Origin of the sequence: Paraburkholderia sp. CI3 (genome assembly GCF_050436505.1) — a bacterium.
GTDB classification, from domain to species: Bacteria; Pseudomonadota; Gammaproteobacteria; order Burkholderiales; family Burkholderiaceae; genus Paraburkholderia; species Paraburkholderia tuberum.
The window spans coordinates 2,594,434-2,609,890 of the sequence record NZ_JBNDMI010000003.1 but is presented as its reverse complement, the minus strand read 5'-3'; the positions used below and the strand labels follow the sequence as shown (position 1 = coordinate 2,609,890).

The window sequence follows — 15,457 nt, the reverse complement described above, 5'->3', positions numbered from 1 at the left end:
TTTCTAACAGAACCCTTATCAGTAGGAGTGTCATCGGCTTTGATACGTCAGGGCGATAACATGCCTGCCCGCGATGGCGGATCGGGGGAGTTTGTCGGAGGCTGGAGATGCGATACGTGGAAGTTCGCAATGTGGGGCGGTATCGCCTGTTCGCCCCGACGAACGCCTTCTCGATGCGTTCCTTCAGCGCGAAAAGACACTGGACGGGCACCGGGTCCGAACCTGCGAATATTTCGGCATGACGTCAATCGGACCAAGACAATGGGCGTAACCTGAAACCGCGGATGCGACGGAATGCCCCGGCCCACTCGCGCTCGAGAAGCTGCTCGGGCACGCGCATTGCTGTCTGCATAAGAGTTGCACTCTAATATCCGCGGAGTGAAAACTGCGGGTCCACGACGCTCACCGAAGTCGTTGAGAACGTTCGATTCCTCAAAGAACTCGGCGCGCATCCGTAGAAATTCGACTCTGCGCCACTCGAACAGCAGCGTGCATACGGGCAGCGCATTCAGGCTCGCTGTCATGGCCATGGCCGCCAGTAGCCGTAGTATGGGTATGGATAACGGCGACCTACCTCCGCCGTTTTAATGTCTGAACCTAGATGCTATGTGGGAGGGCGGCGACAGTAAGCCCGACTGGAGTAAAACGGGATTTGCACACTCGTTTTCTCCGAAGGAGCACGCAAATGGATGCGCCTGACACAGCCCTCCGTGGGCAGAATACGACGGCAGGTGGCCGCCTGTACATGGCTTTTGAACTGGGCGAGAAGAACTGGAAGCTCTCACTGGGTGATGGCCAGCGCGCGCCCAGCCGCTATACGGTCGCCGCCGGTGATACCACGGCGGTTCTCACCGCCATCGCCAACGCCAGGGCGCGTTGCCATCTCGGCGCCGACGCACCCGTCTACAGCTGTTATGAAGCAGGCCGCGACGGCTTCTGGCTGCACCGCTGGCTGACTGAACAGGGCATCGTCAATCTCGTGGTCGATTCGGCCAGCATCGAGGTGAACCGCCGTGCGCGTCGCGCCAGGACAGACCGGCTTGACAGCGACAAGCTGCTGTCGATGCTCATGCGCTATTACGCGGGCGAGCGGCGCGTGTGGGCGGTGGCACGCATTCCCACACCCGAGCAGGAGGACGACCGCCGCCTGCACCGCGAACTCGAACGCCTGCGGAAAGAGCGTACAGCGCACACCAACCGGATCCGTTCCCTGCTGGTTCTGCACAACCTTCGGGTCAGGTCTGTCGGCGGTCGCATCTGGACCCACTCGTGGACCCGTCAGCGCGAGCTGCTGCCGCCCGGTCTGCGCGACGAGATTGAGCGCGAATGTGAGCGGCTCGCGCTGGTGCGCCAGCAAATCCGTCTGCTCGAAGTGCAGCAGGACCGGCAGGTGCGCAGCGGCGCACATCCCGCCATGGCGCTGCTCGCACAGCTTGCTGGCATCGGTTCAGGCAGCGCGTGGACCCTGGTCAGGGAACTGTTCGGCTGGCGGCAGTTTCGCAACCGTCGCGAACTGGCCGGCTGTCTGGGCCTGACGCCCACGCCGTATGCCAGCGGCACCAGCGAGGTTGAACTCGGTATCAGCAAGGCGGGCAACCGGCGATGTCGCTGGCTGATGGTGGAGCTCGCCTGGAGCTGGCTGCGCCTGCAGCCCGGCAGCCAGCTCAGCCACTGGTTCAACGAGCGCTTTGCCGGTACCGGCAAGCGGATGCGGCGCATCGGTATCGTCGCGCTCGCATGCCGTCTGGCGATCGCCCTGTGGCGTTATCTCGAGTACGGCGAGATCCCCGTTGGCGCGATACTCAAGCCGCGCGACGTCAACACTGTGAGGGCCTGAACGATTGAATGACGTCGGATGCAGCAACAGCATGTAAAGGTCAACGCGCCCGAAACACGCTCGGGCTACCCACTGCGGGTGGCCGTTTCCCTAGATGGGGCGCGTCGGTAACAGGGTAGCTCCAGCGCTTCGCGCATGCGGCATAAGGTGACCGGCCTGTCAGATCGGCACGGATAGAAGGTCGACCCGGCACTGACCGGTCAACAGATACCCTGACCTGAATGACATTGACATGCCAGGCTGCGACAAGGCTTACGCGATGAGCGTCGGTACCGTCCTTCACGCATCGGTCTCTACCGCCAGCCTGCGTCTGGTCATGGTAAGTGACCGCGCAGGCGGGCGGTAGAGACCGAACAAGGAGGCTCACTTCGCATAACAGAATGTTTATCGTGAACCGGGCTTAACTTTCAGTTCCCCATAGAAGGGTGTTAGGCACTTTTTGTCGGACCTGGTATCCTGGCAGGATGAAAAAACGCAGGCCATACCCAACGGATGTGTCGGACGAAGAATGGTACTTCGCCGCCCTCTAAGCCATCGGGATAAATGTCGAATTAGAGCCGCAACGGAATTACCAGATCGGAATACGAACAACCACCTTTTACTGATATACCGTCAACATGAGGACGGTCGATATGCAAGGGAATGCGATTGTTCGCGCGGCCCCGTATGATTGGGTCGTGGCGACAATAGACAATAGATGAACCGTCACGTTCGATCGTTTTCCAATGGCCTTTGGAACCGATGTTTTACGGTGAGGATGAATAGCATGGACAAAGCCGAGTTCGACAGCTTTGCTGACGAGTATCTTTCACTGCACGCCCGTAACATTGCGGCGTCCGGAGAAGGGCCGGAGTTTTTCGCCGAGTACAAGATTCGCGACATCGCCGAGGAGATGACGCGACGCGATGCGCTGCCCGCGCATGCCCGATCTCGGATCGGGCATAGGCACGTCGATTCCCTGGGTGAAGCGCTATTTGCCAAACGCACAGCTCACCTGCGCGGATGTATCGGAGCGTTCACTGGAAGTCGCGCAAAGCCGCTTTCCTAATTCTTCGCGGTTTGTACACTTCGACGGCCACACGCTGCCTTTCGAGCAGGGCGAATTCAATCTCGCCTATGCGATGTGCGTGTTCCATCATATCGATCACGCCGAGCATGTTCATTTGCTGGGCGAACTGAAACGCGTCGTGGGTCCGCGGGGCACGGTCGTGATCTTCGAGCACAATCCGCTGAACCCGCTGACCGTCAAGGCAGTCAACACCTGCGAGTTCGACGTGGACGCCAAACTGATCACCGCACGTAAAATGAAGCAGGCGTGCCTCGATGCTGGCATTTCCGATGTAGTCGTACGCTTCCGGATTTTCTTTCCTCACATGCTGGCCAAACTTCGTCCGCTCGAAAAATATCTGACCCACGTTCCGCTCGGCGCGCAATACGCCGTCTACGCGAGTGCCGCATGAAGGCGGTCTTTCAATGAACGATCTGCGCACGGCAGTACCGCGTACCGAACCTCTTCGCCAGTTCATCAAGTATCTGCTGGTCGGCGGCCTCAATACGGCGATCTCGGCCGTTATCATCTTCATCGTGCAAGCGGCGGCCGCCATTCCCGTGGTCGCCAACATAGTCGGCTACGCAATAGGCGTGACATTGAGCTTCGCGCTCAACAGCAAGTACACGTTCAAGACGGCGGCAACGCGGCATACCGCCATCCGCTTTCTGATCGTCGTGCTGATCTCGTATCTGGCCAACCTCGCGACGATGGTTTCGGTGTTGCATCTCACGCACGCGCCCTATCTCGCGCAACTGTGCGGCATTCCCGTCTACGTGATCGTGGGCTTTCTCGGCAACCGGTATTGGGCGATGCGCGGGCGCGCACGCTGAAGATGCGCCTCGTATCCGCACGTCATTGATATCCGTTCACGATTTTGTCGACGTGGCGGGATACGGTAAGCACATATCGGAAGAACATTTACTATCTTTTGCGGAAGGCGCCAGGAATAACAACGTCTTACGAAAAGATTATCAATGCCATTCACCGAGGACGCCGCCATGAGCCGAGAAGCCTATCCGATCGAAGTCGCATTCCCCGATATCGCGCCGCACGAGCAATCGTCGTCGGGCGTTGCATACGTCCATACGTTCGATTCCGGCGTGCCGGGTCCGCACGTGATGATCAACGCGCTCACCCACGGCAACGAAGTGTGCGGCGCGATCGTCGTCGATGAACTGCTGCGCCGCGCGCTGCGGCCGCGGCGCGGGCAGCTCACACTGTCGTTCGCGAACGTCGCCGCGTACCGGCGCTTCGATCCGGCGAATCCGGACGCCGCGCGCTTCGTCGATCAGGACTTCAACCGCGTGTGGACGGCGGCGGTGCTCGACGACACGTCGCGCAGGTCGAGCGAACTGCAGCGCGCGCGTGCGATGCGCCCGGTGATCGATACGGTCGACGCGCTGCTCGACCTGCATTCGATGCACGAGCGGTGCAAGCCGCTGATCGTCGCGGGACCGCTGCAAAAAGGCATCGACCTCGCGGTGCGGCTCGGTACGCCCGCCACGGTGATCTGCGACGAAGGGCATCCCGAAGGCCGCCGCATGCGCGACTACGAAGGGTTCGGCGATGCCGCGAGCCCGAAGAACGCGCTGCTGATCGAATGCGGCCAGCATTGGGAGCGCCGTGCGGTGGCGGTCGCGCGCGATACAACCGCGCGCTTCCTGCTGCTGGCCGGCGTGATCGACGAAGCGGATCTGCCGCCTGGATGGCTCGCGCCATTGCCGCCCGAGCAGAACATCGTGCGCGTGACACAGCCGGTCGTCGCGACCAGCATGGACTTCAGCTTCGCCGCGGCGTACACCGGCCTCGAAGTTTTCGCCGAGGCGGGCGCCGTGATCGGCTGGTCGAACGGCGAAGAGGTGCGCACCCCCTACGACAACTGCATGCTCGTGATGCCGTCGCTGCGGCAGTTACGCCCCGGTGTGACGGTGGTCCGGCTGGGGCGAATCGAGCGGACGGTGGCCAATCCCGGGGTGACGGCCTGACGGGCAGATGTCTCGGCGCCGTTCGCCGGTTGCTTTGGCGCGTTGAGCTTGGCCCGCCTCGTCCTTTCTGCGGCCTATTGCAGCTCGCCGCCTCCCACGCATCGGCGGGCACGTCCGCCACTGTGAAGCTCGGGTATTCCCCCGTTGACCGCATCGATTCCATTCCTTACAGTGGCGCGCGTTCGCATAGAGAATCACAGTTCTATATTCGAACAAATTCCCTCGCCCGGCGCGATTCCGTCAAACCGATCCGTCCGGGATGATTCATTGCCGATGAACGGCCAGTTGGCCCGCCGCAGGCATCGTACGCCGTTGCCAGACGGCGTACAGTCTTAGAGAAGAATAGCTCGTCGTGTCGGGCCTTTCGCTGCCAGGAGACCATCATGAACCGCAGCCCCGCTGTGAACGTTCAAACCTTCATCAACGAGCATCCGTTTTCGCCGTTCCAGTGGCTGATCTTTTTCATGTGCTTCATCATCGTCCTGCTGGACGGTTTTGACACTGCTGCGATCGGCTTCATCGCGCCTTCACTGATCACCGAATGGGGTATCGACAAGCCCGCGCTCGCGCCGGTGCTGAGCGCCGCGCTGTTCGGCCTCGCGTGCGGCGCGCTCGGCTCGGGTCCGTTGTCCGACCGCCTCGGGCGTCGCTCGATGCTGGTCGGCTCGGTGCTGCTGTTCGGCGTCGCCTGCCTCGCGTCGGCGTTTTCGACCGGCATCGACCAACTGACCGTGCTGCGCTTCGTCACCGGCGTCGGCCTCGGCGCCGCGATGCCAAACGCGGTCACGATGATGGGCGAGTACTGCCCGGACAACCGCCGCGCCACCGTGATCAACCTGATGTTCTGTGGCTTCCCGCTCGGCGCCGCGTTCGGCGGTTTCCTCGCCGCGTGGATGATTCCGCATCTGGGCTGGCGCAGCGTGCTGATCCTCGGCGGCGTCACGCCGCTGCTGCTGTTGCTGCTGTTGCTCGCGAAGATGCCGGAGTCGGTCCGCTACATGGTCGCGAATAACAAGCCGGCCGAGCGGATTCGCGCCGCTCTCGCGCGCATTTCCGGCGATGCGGTGCAGGCCGCCGGTTTCACGATGACCGAAACCGCGCCGCAAACCGGCGGCAAGGGTCTCGGCCTCGTGCTGTCACGCTCGTACATCGTCGGTTCGGTGATGCTGTGGGTCGCGTACTTCATGGGCCTCGTGATCTTCTACGCATCGATCAACTGGATGCCGATCCTGCTGAAGGACGCCGGCCTCACGCCGCAACGCGCGACGCTGATCTCCGCGCTGTTCCCGCTCGGCGGCGTCGGCGCGGTACTGGCCGGCGTGCTGATGGACCGCTTCAACGCGAACCGCGTCATTGCGGTGTGCTATGCACTGACCGCCGTCAGCGTGTACTTCATCGGTCAGGCGGCCGGCAACGTCGGCGCGCTCGTGCTGATCGTGTTCATCGCCGGCGTGCTGATGAACACCGCGCAATCGTCGATGCCGGCGCTCGCCGCCGCGTTCTACCCGACCGTGGGCCGCGGCACGGGCGTCGCGTGGATGCTTGGCGTCGGCCGCTTCGGCGGCATTGCGGGATCGTTCCTCGTAGCCGAGTTGGCGCGCCGCCACTTCTCGTTCGGCGGCATCTTCGCGACGATCGCGGTGGCGGGTCTGCTGTCGTGCGTCGCGCTGCTGATCAAGCAGGCGGCACGGCCGCAGGCGGCGGAAGCGGGTGCGTCGAAGACGGAGTCGTTCGGCCATTGAGCCTGCAATGAAATGTGCGCGCCAGCGGACCGGTGACGGTTCGATCGAGTGGTGACCCAGAAGCCGCCCTGCGAATCGCAGGGCGGCTTTTTATTTCGCTGAACGCCTGGAATCTCTCGCTTACCTGAACGCGAGCAGTTGCTCGACACACAGCAGCACGGCAATCAGAACCATCGCCGCGCCTGAAACCTGGCTAAAGGATCGGCCGCTGCCGCTGTGACGCATCGACGTCACGCCCGTTCGCCTGCGGCATTGTGATCCACGGCGGCGAAAAGCGCCCCGGCCTACTTCCCGATACACTACGCAACAATTTTTCCGCGCGCGGCCCGGCGCGGCGATCACCGCCGCTGCCGCGCCGCCGCCGTCTCATGTCAGGACTCCGGTAATGAAACGCGTAGTCGTATCCGCGCTCGTCGCGCTGTGCATCGCGCAGCCGGCCGCTCAGGCCGTCGCGCAGACCGTCAGCGATCAATGTTTCGCGCTCGGCGATATCGCCGGCCAGGTCGCGTCGTGGCGCGCACACAAAAAGACCAAAGCTCAGGCGCTCGAGCAGGCCGCCCACTACTACAAAGACCCGTCCGACCGCGCGGCCGTCGACGCGATCATCGAAAAGATCTACAGCCCCGACGCGCCACACATGACGCCCGATCAGGCGAGCATGGCGATCACGTCGGAGTGCGTGAACCAGCACAAGGGGCAGGCATCGCCGGCACAGTGATGCCGGCGCGTCACCCGCGATGCGCTAGCGCCGCCGGAACGCATCCAGCGACGACAGTGCGTTGCCGTGGAAATCGAACAGCGTGTTGTTGTCCCACTGGTCGCCGGCGCCGACTTTCCACCCGGATACGCGGTCTCGACGACGATCACGTCCTTGTCGTAGCGCGTCGCAAGATCGTTCACATTGCCCTGCAGGTCGCTGAACGAGCCCTGCCATTGCGGGTAATACGACAGGCCGATCACGCCGAACGTGACGCCACGCTGCGTCATGTTGTCGAACCACCAGCGGCTCGTCGCGTTGTTGCCGCCGCTGTCGATATGCAGCATCACCTTGATGCGCCCGTCGACGGATTTGACCGCGTCGTGCCCGGCCTTCAGCAGCGCCGCGAGGTTATCGAGCTGATCGTACTTGCCGAGCGGCCACAGCATGCCACCGGTAATCTCATTGCCGATCTGCACCCACTCGGTTGACTTCCTGCCGTGACGTGACAACCACACCACGTCACGCGTCTTTCCACGCGCAGACGTCGCCGGTATTCAGGCGCGGCTCGCCGAGCACGAACGTCGCATTGCGCGGTGCTGGCGCCTGCACCGGTTGCGCGCCGAAATTGAATGCGAAGGTCAAGCCACCGCGGCGGCGCAGCCTCAGTCCATCGGCGAGTACCTGCGTATCGAGGCCCGCATCGCGCGCCGCCTGCCGCAACAGCGTGCGATGCAGTTCATGCGACAGCCAGCCGGCCACATAGCGCACGTTGCCGTGCGTCAGCAGCGCGGGCCAGGCATCGTCGAAGCGCGCGGCAATGCGTGTCTCGCCATTGGCGCGCACATGCTCGCGCCAGTGCAGCGCGTAACCCTCGGTGCCGTCGATCGACAGCGCGGGCGCGAGCGTCGAGCGCAGCGTTTCGACTTCGAGCACCTGGATCGGCAGCGCGCGCTGCAACGCGCCGGGCGGCAGATTGCCGGGAATCGCGAACGCGTCGGTTTTCGAGCCGCTGCGTGGGCCGAACACCCATTGCGCGTTCGAACGCGCGATCTGCTCGACGAGCGCGGCGTCGATCACCGCGAGACTCGGCACCACGACTAGCTGGTAGCGCGAAAGATCTGCCCGGCTCGACACAATATCGACATCGAGCCCGAGTTCGCGCAGCGACTCGTAGTAGTCGAACGCGAGCGTCTGGTAGTCGAAGCCCTTGCCGTGACGCTGGATTTCGAACATCCACTGCGTCTCGTAGTCGAATACCAGCGCGGTGGCCGCGCGCGCGGGCGCGGCGAGCGTCGACAGCACCGTACTGCCCGCGATCTCACGCGCGGCCCGTTGCACCTCGAGACCGCCCGGCGACAGTTCGTCGTTCGGCAGATTGAGCCCGGAATGCATCTGCTCCTGCGCATACGGGCACTGACGCCAACGGAAATACGACACCAGCTCCGCGCCATGCGCGAACGCCTCGTACGCCCATAGCCGCACCATGCCCGGCGCCGGAATCGGATTGCACGACGCCCAGTTCACCGGACCGGCCTGCTGCTCCATCACCCAGAAGCGCCCGCCGCCAATGCCCCGGTAGCGGTCGTGATCGAACGCGGACACGTCGGGATGTCCGGTACGCGCGAAGCGCGCCTTCTGCTCCTCCGGCAACGCGATCGACTCAGTGCGAGCAATCGGATAGCTGTCCCATGCGGCGACGTCGATCGCGTTGTCGGCGGCGAAGCGATAGTGATCGAAGGTCGTGAAAAAGCCCATGAAGTTGTGCAGCAGATCCGCGTTCGGCGCATGTTCGCGCAACACCTCGATCTGCTCGCGATGGAAGCTCGCCACCTCGTCGGACATGAAGCGGCGGAAGTCGAGCAGATGGATCGGATTGGCGTCGGTGGGTGTCAGCGTCGGCAGCCCGATCGCGTCGAACGACGGGTACTCCATGCTCCAGAACACATTGCCCCACGCGTCGTTCAACGCGCCGATCGTTGCGTAGCGCCGCTGCAGCCACGCGTGAAAGCGCTGCAACGCCGCAGCCGAATAGCTCGGCACCGTGTCGTGGCAGCCGAGTTCGTTATCGGTCTGCCATGCGACGATCGACAGATGCCGGCCATAGCGCTTCGCCATCGCGGTGACGATGCGCACGCATTCGCGCCGGTACGTGTCGCTCGAAATATCGTAGTGACGCCGCGAGCCGAAATTCCAGCGCGTGCCGTCCGCGCGCACCGGCAACACGTCCGGATGCGCGTCGACGAGCCACTTCGGCGGCGACGCGCTCGGCGTGCCGAGCACGAGTTTCAGGCCCGCTTTCGTGAGCGTTTCGACCGCTTCGTCGAGCCATTGCCAGTCGAATTCGCCGGCGCGCGGCTCCATACGGCTCCACGCGAATTCAGCGATCCGCACATGCGTGATGCCGAGTTCGACCATACGTTGCGCGTCGTCGGTCCACATCGCGCGCGGCCATTGTTCCGGGTAGTAGCAGACACCAAGTTGCATGTGAAAGTCTCGTGGTGAGTTGACGTCGAGCCGTCGTTTCAATCGTGTTTCAGGCGCCGTTTATCCCTTGCTCGCCCCGAAGGTCAGTCCGGCGACGAAGTGCCTTTGCATGCCGAAGAACATCAGCACCGAAGGCAACGCGGCCAGCACCGAGCCCGCCGCGACGAGGTTCCACGCGGTCGTCCACTGCCCTTTCAGCGCGGCGACGCCCACCGTGATCGGCGCGGCGTCGTCGCCTTGCGTCAGGCACAGCGCCCAGAAGTAGTCGTTCCACACGAACGTGAACACGAGGATCGCGAGCGCGGCGAGCGCGGGGCGGATCAGCGGCAGCACGATGCGCCGATAGATCGTCCACTCGCCCGCGCCTTCGACGCGCGCGGCCTCGATCATCTCGAACGGCAGTTGCTTGATGAAGTTGCGCAGAAACAAGGTGCAGAAGCCGGTCTGAAACGACACATGAAAGATCACCAGCGCCCACACGGTGTTGAACAGGCCGACCTTCAGCGCCATGTCGCGCACTGGAATCATCAGGATCTGGATCGGCACGAAATTGCCGGCGACGAATGCGAACAGCACGGCCGTGTTGCCCGGAAAGCGATACGTCGCCAACGCGAAGCCCGCCATCGACGCGAGCACGATCGCGCCGATCACCGACGGCACCGTGATCAGCACGCTATTGGCGAAGTAATGCAGCATCGGCGTTTGCGTGAGCGCGGTGCCATAGTTCTCCAGCAACGCGAAGTGTTTCGGCCACGTCCAGTAGTCGCCTTGCGACAACTCATCCGTCGAGCGGATCGAGGTCAGCAGCACGGCGAGCATCGGCAGCAGCCAGATAAACAGCGCCAGCGGCAGCGAGGCCTTGTAAAGCGTGCGATTCAGCGGTTTCCAGCGTTCGACGGGAAGCGGATACATGACCGGGTACTCCTGACGTTCAGAGAATCAGCGTTCCTCGCGCAACATGCGGCGCAGATGGAACACGATATAGACGAGCATGATCGCGAACAGCACGACCGCAATCGCGGCGGAATAGCCTTCGCGGTAGTACTTGATCGCCTGGTCGTACATGAAATAGGCGAGCACGGTGGAACTGTCGAACGGACCGCCGCCACTCATCACCGCGATCAGATCGAAGCTGCGCAGTGCGCCGATCACGGTCAGCACCACCGCCATGAAGGTGGCGGGCCGCAATTGCGGCAGGATCACGTGCCACAGCAGTCGCAGCCCTTGCGCGCCTTCCATGCGCGCGGCCTCGACCACCTCGGGATTGATGCCGGTGAGCCCGGTCAGATACAGGATCATGCAGAACGGCGCCTGCGGCCACAGCGCGGCGAAGATGATGCCGAACGTGACCGTATGCGGATCGCCGAGCACCGGGATGCCACGGCCGACGATCAGCCGCAACAGCCCGAACGTCGGATCGTAGAACCAGCTGAATACGAGGCCGACCACGACGCCCGACAGCACGAACGGCGCGAAAAACAGCGACTTCACGACGCGCATGCCGCGCACCTGCTGGTTCAGATACAGCGCGAACAGCAGACCGAGAGGCGGCGCGAGCAGAAACAGCGCGAGCCAGATCAGGTTGTTCTTCAGCGCCGTATAGAACGTATCGGACTGAAACAGCTCGACGTAATTGGCGAGACCGGCGAAGGTCTTCGGCGTCATGCCGTCCCAGTTGTAGAAGCTCAGCGAAATGCTGCTGATGATCGGATAGATCACGCACAGCGCGAACAACGCGCAGCCCGGCAGCAGAAAGAAAAACGCGGCGCGATGCTGATGACGGCGCGTCGTCGAGACGCGACGGTGCCGCGCCGCGGGCAGGCGGCGCGCTGCGGTATGAGACATGGAACGGCCTCGTCGGAAATCGAAGGCGGAATTGGGACCCGCAAGCCGGCCGCGCTCAGGCGGCCGGCGCGGCGGGACTTACTTCTGGTAGATGCGCTTGCGCGTCGCTTCGAGATGAGCGAGCACGCTGTCGAGTTGCGACGGATCGCTGTAGAACTGCTGCATGGCCTTCATGCCTTCGTCGGCCATTTCCTTCTGCATATCGCGATCGTAGAACTGCGCGATGCCGCCCTTCGTGTTCGCGAGCGTCTGGAAGCCGACCTTCGAGATCGCGTCCTCAGGCGGCGCCGCCTGGCTGTTCGACGGCAACTGTCCCCAGCCCTTCGCGAGTTCGGCGTTGATCTTCGGCGTCTCCATGAACGCGAGCAGCTTGCGCGCGTCGGCCTTGTTCTTCGCCTTCGCCGGAATCAGCAGCACGTTGACGGGGCCGTCCTCGGCCATCGGCACGTTCGCGTCGAGCACCGGAAAGCGGAAGAAGCCGATCTGGTCCCTGATCAACGGCGGGAAGCTCGCCGAGAAGAACGTGCCCATCAGCATCATCGCGGCTTTGCCGTTGTTGAGGATCGGGCCGATCGAATCGACGTCGTACGACAGCGCATTGTCGATAAAGTCGTGATTGTCGAGCAGCGTCTTCCACGTTGTGTAGACCTTCTTCACGCGCGGATCGGTGTACGGAATTTCGCCGGCCATCAGCTTCTGATGGAACTCGTTGCCGTTGATGCGCAGATCGAGATAGTCGAACCAGGCGGCCAGCGTCCAGCTGTCGCGTGCGGCCACCGCGATCGGCGCGACGCCGATCGCCTTCAGCTTCCTGTTGGCTTCGAGCAGTTCGTCCCACGTTTTCGGCTCGCTCCTGATGCCGGCCTTCTCGAACAGATCCTTGCGATAGAAGAAGCCGTACGCGTCATAGCCGAGCGGTGCCGCATACTGCTTGCCCTTGTACGTCGACGCGTCCTTGACCGACGCATACTGCTGCGACCAGCCGTTCTTCGCCCAGTCCGAGCTCAGATCTTCGAGCAGACCACGTTGCGCGTAATAGGCCATCCGCTCGCCGTCGTGCCACGAGACGACGTCGGGTGGATCGGTGGCGAGCCAGCCGCCCATCTGCACCTTGTAGGCTTCCTCGGTCACGTAGGTGATTTTCAGGTCGATGTCGGGATTGGCTTTCTTGAACTGGTCGAACGCATCCTGCCAGGTCGAGCGCTGATTACCGCGCGCCGATACGTTGACGTTCAGCGTGGCCGCGTCGACCGCGGCGCTGCCGAGCGCGCCGGCCATCACGGCGGCGGCGATCGACACCTGTGCGAAACGGCGAAGGCGAAGAGCAATCATCTATGTCTCCTTGTCTACCTTGTTGACCGGCTACGCAGCGTGGCCGGCGATGTAACCCGCTCTATGGCGGAATTCAGTCTGACGAACCGTTGAAGCAGGTCCGCCGTCGACGATCGTTCAGGCGGCCGCGCGTTCCGGCTCGAACGTGCTACGCCGCAGGGCGAGTCCCTGTTCGTCGAACAGATGACAGGCAGCGGGCGGAACATGAACGCGGATGCGCTCGCCCGCGCCGAGCGGCGTATCGCCGGGCGCCTTCGCGATCAGCGTGCCTCCCGCGTGGTCCGCGTGGATATAGCTGTGCTCGCCGAGAAGTTCCGATAGCACGGTCGCGCACTGAATGAACTGTTCGTCGCCATCGAGCCGCAGATGCTCGGGGCGCACGCCGAGCGTGACGCGCTGGCCGCGTTGCAGCCGTTTACCGTCGACGTGCGCGACCAGCTTTTCCGCGCCGGCCACGAGCGCCACTGTCACACGCCCCGGTTCGATCGACTCGACGGTCGCATCGACGAAGTTCCTACGCGGCGAGCCGATAAAGCCCGCGACGAAGCGCGACTTCGGGTGGTGATACAGCTCGAGTGGCGCACCGCTCTGCGCGATGCTGCCGAAGCGCTCGGCATCCGCGCCCGCATGCAGCAGCACGATGCGATCGGCAAGCGTCATCGCTTCGACCTGATCGTGCGTGACGTACACGACGCTCGCATTCGCGAAGCGCTGATGCAGACGCGCGATCTCGACGCGCGTCTGGCCGCGCAGCGCGGCATCGAGATTCGATAGCGGCTCGTCGAACAGAAACACGCCCGGCTCGCGCACGATCGCGCGGCCGATCGCGACGCGCTGCCGCTGGCCGCCCGACAGCGCTTTCGGATGTCGTTCGAGCAAGCTTTCCAGTTGCAGAATCCGCGCGGCTTCGCGCACCTTGCGCTCGATCACGTCCTTCGGCTGCTTCGCGAGCTTCAATCCGAACGCCATGTTGTCGAACACGGTCATGTGCGGAAATAGCGCGTAGCTTTGGAACACCATCGCGACGCCGCGCTCGGCGGCCGGCACGTCGTTGACGAGGCGGCCGCCGATATGCAACTCGCCTTCGCTGAGGTCTTCGAGACCGGCGATCATCCGTAGTAAGGTCGACTTGCCGCAGCCCGAGGGGCCGAGAAACACGCAGAATTCATGCTGCGCGATCTCGAGATTCACGCGCCGGATCACCGGCGGATGGTCGCCGTAGGCCTTTTGCACATCGCTCAAACGAATCGTCGCCATGCTGTCTCCGGCTTGATTTAACCGCTTAAATTTTGGCCGAAATAAAACGCCCTAGCCTTGTGCCGGCGGCATTTAATCGCTTAAATTCGAGTTCGACGGATAAAGTCATGGTGGGTGTCTCCGTTACGTTTTTGAGAAAGTTAGCAATGTCGCAGGCCGTTTGCAACATTTGAATTGACCTCCCTAAATATGGGATAACCCGACATGGTCACGTTGTCCGAAGTCGCGAAACGCGCGCAGGTTACCGCCGCCACGGTCTCCAACGTGCTGCGCAATCGCGAGAAAGTCCGCCCTGAAACGGCTGAGCGCGTGCTGCAGGCGATCGCCGAACTCGGCTACCGGCCGAACCTGAATGCGCGCGCGCTCGCCGAAGGCCGTTCGTCGACGCTCGCGCTCATGCTGTCGAACATCTCGAACCCGTTTTACCCGGAGTTCGTGCTCGCCGCCGAGCGCGCGGCGCGCAAGACCGGCCACTTCCTGATGGTCTGCAATACCGACGACGATGCCGAAATCGGCCGCGCATATCTGAACCAGATCGCCGGCACGCTCGCCGACGGCGTGCTCGTGATGAACACGGACATCACGATCAACGACCTGTGCGCGTCTGCGACGCATAGTGCGCCGATTCTGCTCGCCATGTGGGAGCACCCCGAGTCGCCGCCCGAGCTACCGTGCATCGCAGTCGACTTCGCGCGTGCCGGCGAGCTGGCCGCGGGGCATCTGCTAGGACTCGGCCATCGCGAGATCGGCTTGCTGATCGGCGACGGCTGCGGTGGTTTGCAGGACGCGCGCTCGAACGGCTTTCGCGCCGCGATGCGCATGGCCGGCATCGAAGCCGATGCGGCCGCCGTGCTGCAGATTCGCGACTCGATCGACGCCGGCTTCGCCGCCTGCATGGAACTGATGGCGAACCGCCCGCAACTGAGCGCGATCTTCGCGACCAACGACCTGCTCGCGATCGGCGCGATCCAGGCGTTGATCACGCTCGGCCGCTCGGTGCCCGACGACGTGTCGGTGATCGGCATCACCGACATTCAGCTCGCGCATCAGGTGCATCCCGCGCTGACCACGGTCGCGATTCAAACCGCGGCCGTCGCGGAGCTTTCCATCAAGAGCCTGATCCGTTTGATCCAGACGCCGGAGCGGCAGCCGTCGATGGTGCTCGGGCCACCGCCCGAGCTCGTGGTGCGCGCCTCGACCGGGCCGCGCAGGAAACGCTGACGC

At 63.2% G+C, this 15,457-nt stretch carries 13 protein-coding genes and 1 pseudogene; 8 read left to right on the top strand and 6 right to left on the bottom strand.

The window, feature by feature from the left end:
* Nucleotides 1-685 precede the first annotated feature (685 nt).
* From OKW29_RS20670 to OKW29_RS20640, 7 genes are all read left to right on the top strand, one after another.
* Nucleotides 686-1,837, top strand: a complete 1,152-nt coding sequence (locus OKW29_RS20670) for an IS110 family transposase (protein WP_429292340.1) — start codon at nucleotides 686-688, stop codon at nucleotides 1,835-1,837.
* A 766-nt stretch (nucleotides 1,838-2,603) separates the two neighbouring features.
* A complete protein-coding gene (locus OKW29_RS20665) occupies nucleotides 2,604-2,885 on the top strand; it encodes a hypothetical protein (protein WP_429292339.1) in 282 nt (93 codons plus the stop codon).
* Nucleotides 2,800-3,297 carry a class I SAM-dependent methyltransferase gene (locus tag OKW29_RS20660; RefSeq protein WP_429292338.1) on the top strand — a complete coding sequence of 166 codons (498 nt, stop codon included), beginning with the start codon at nucleotides 2,800-2,802 and terminating at the stop codon, nucleotides 3,295-3,297. Before OKW29_RS20665 ends, OKW29_RS20660 begins: the two co-directional genes overlap by 86 nt.
* A 13-nt stretch (nucleotides 3,298-3,310) precedes the next feature.
* Entirely contained in the window at nucleotides 3,311-3,718 is a 408-nt protein-coding gene (locus OKW29_RS20655) for a GtrA family protein (RefSeq protein WP_429292337.1), read from the top strand.
* 168 nt (nucleotides 3,719-3,886) lie between these two features.
* Nucleotides 3,887-4,873: a M14 family metallopeptidase gene (locus tag OKW29_RS20650; RefSeq protein WP_429292336.1), complete on the top strand. Its 987-nt coding sequence runs from the start codon at nucleotides 3,887-3,889 to the stop codon at nucleotides 4,871-4,873.
* A 383-nt stretch (nucleotides 4,874-5,256) separates the two neighbouring features.
* Nucleotides 5,257-6,615, top strand: a complete 1,359-nt coding sequence (locus tag OKW29_RS20645; protein WP_429292335.1) for an MFS transporter — start codon at nucleotides 5,257-5,259, stop codon at nucleotides 6,613-6,615.
* A 385-nt stretch (nucleotides 6,616-7,000) separates the two neighbouring features.
* The gene (locus OKW29_RS20640; protein WP_184039654.1) at nucleotides 7,001-7,333 is read left to right on the top strand and encodes a hypothetical protein; all 333 of its coding nucleotides are present in this window, start codon (nucleotides 7,001-7,003) and stop codon (nucleotides 7,331-7,333) included.
* 24 nt (nucleotides 7,334-7,357) lie between these two features.
* On the opposite strand, the pseudogene OKW29_RS20635 reads toward OKW29_RS20640, so the two are convergent.
* The 6 genes and pseudogenes from OKW29_RS20635 to OKW29_RS20610 all read right to left on the bottom strand — a co-directional run.
* Nucleotides 7,358-7,842, bottom strand: a pseudogene (locus OKW29_RS20635) (glycosyl hydrolase 53 family protein); the annotation flags it as partial.
* Nucleotides 7,835-9,799 (bottom strand): beta-galactosidase, encoded by a 1,965-nt coding sequence (locus OKW29_RS20630; RefSeq protein WP_429292334.1) that lies wholly within the window; start codon nucleotides 9,797-9,799, stop codon nucleotides 7,835-7,837. The pseudogene OKW29_RS20635 and the gene OKW29_RS20630, both read right to left, overlap by 8 nt.
* Nucleotides 9,800-9,859: 60 nt before the next feature.
* Nucleotides 9,860-10,711: a carbohydrate ABC transporter permease gene (locus tag OKW29_RS20625; protein WP_429292333.1), complete on the bottom strand. Its 852-nt coding sequence runs from the start codon at nucleotides 10,709-10,711 to the stop codon at nucleotides 9,860-9,862.
* A gap of 27 nt (nucleotides 10,712-10,738) precedes the next feature.
* Nucleotides 10,739-11,644 carry a carbohydrate ABC transporter permease gene (locus OKW29_RS20620; RefSeq protein WP_184039648.1) on the bottom strand — a complete coding sequence of 302 codons (906 nt, stop codon included), beginning with the start codon at nucleotides 11,642-11,644 and terminating at the stop codon, nucleotides 10,739-10,741.
* Nucleotides 11,645-11,722: 78 nt separating this feature from the next.
* Complete coding sequence (locus tag OKW29_RS20615; RefSeq protein ID WP_429292541.1) at nucleotides 11,723-12,922, bottom strand: ABC transporter substrate-binding protein; 1,200 nt, start codon at nucleotides 12,920-12,922, stop codon at nucleotides 11,723-11,725.
* Nucleotides 12,923-13,093: 171 nt separating this feature from the next.
* The gene (locus OKW29_RS20610; protein ID WP_429292332.1) at nucleotides 13,094-14,233 is read right to left on the bottom strand and encodes an ABC transporter ATP-binding protein; all 1,140 of its coding nucleotides are present in this window, start codon (nucleotides 14,231-14,233) and stop codon (nucleotides 13,094-13,096) included.
* 204 nt (nucleotides 14,234-14,437) lie between these two features.
* Here OKW29_RS20610 and OKW29_RS20605 point away from each other — a divergent pair, with 204 nt between their 5' ends.
* Nucleotides 14,438-15,454 (top strand): LacI family DNA-binding transcriptional regulator, encoded by a 1,017-nt coding sequence (locus OKW29_RS20605; protein ID WP_090809209.1) that lies wholly within the window; start codon nucleotides 14,438-14,440, stop codon nucleotides 15,452-15,454.
* The last annotated feature ends 3 nt before the right edge of the window (nucleotides 15,455-15,457 follow it).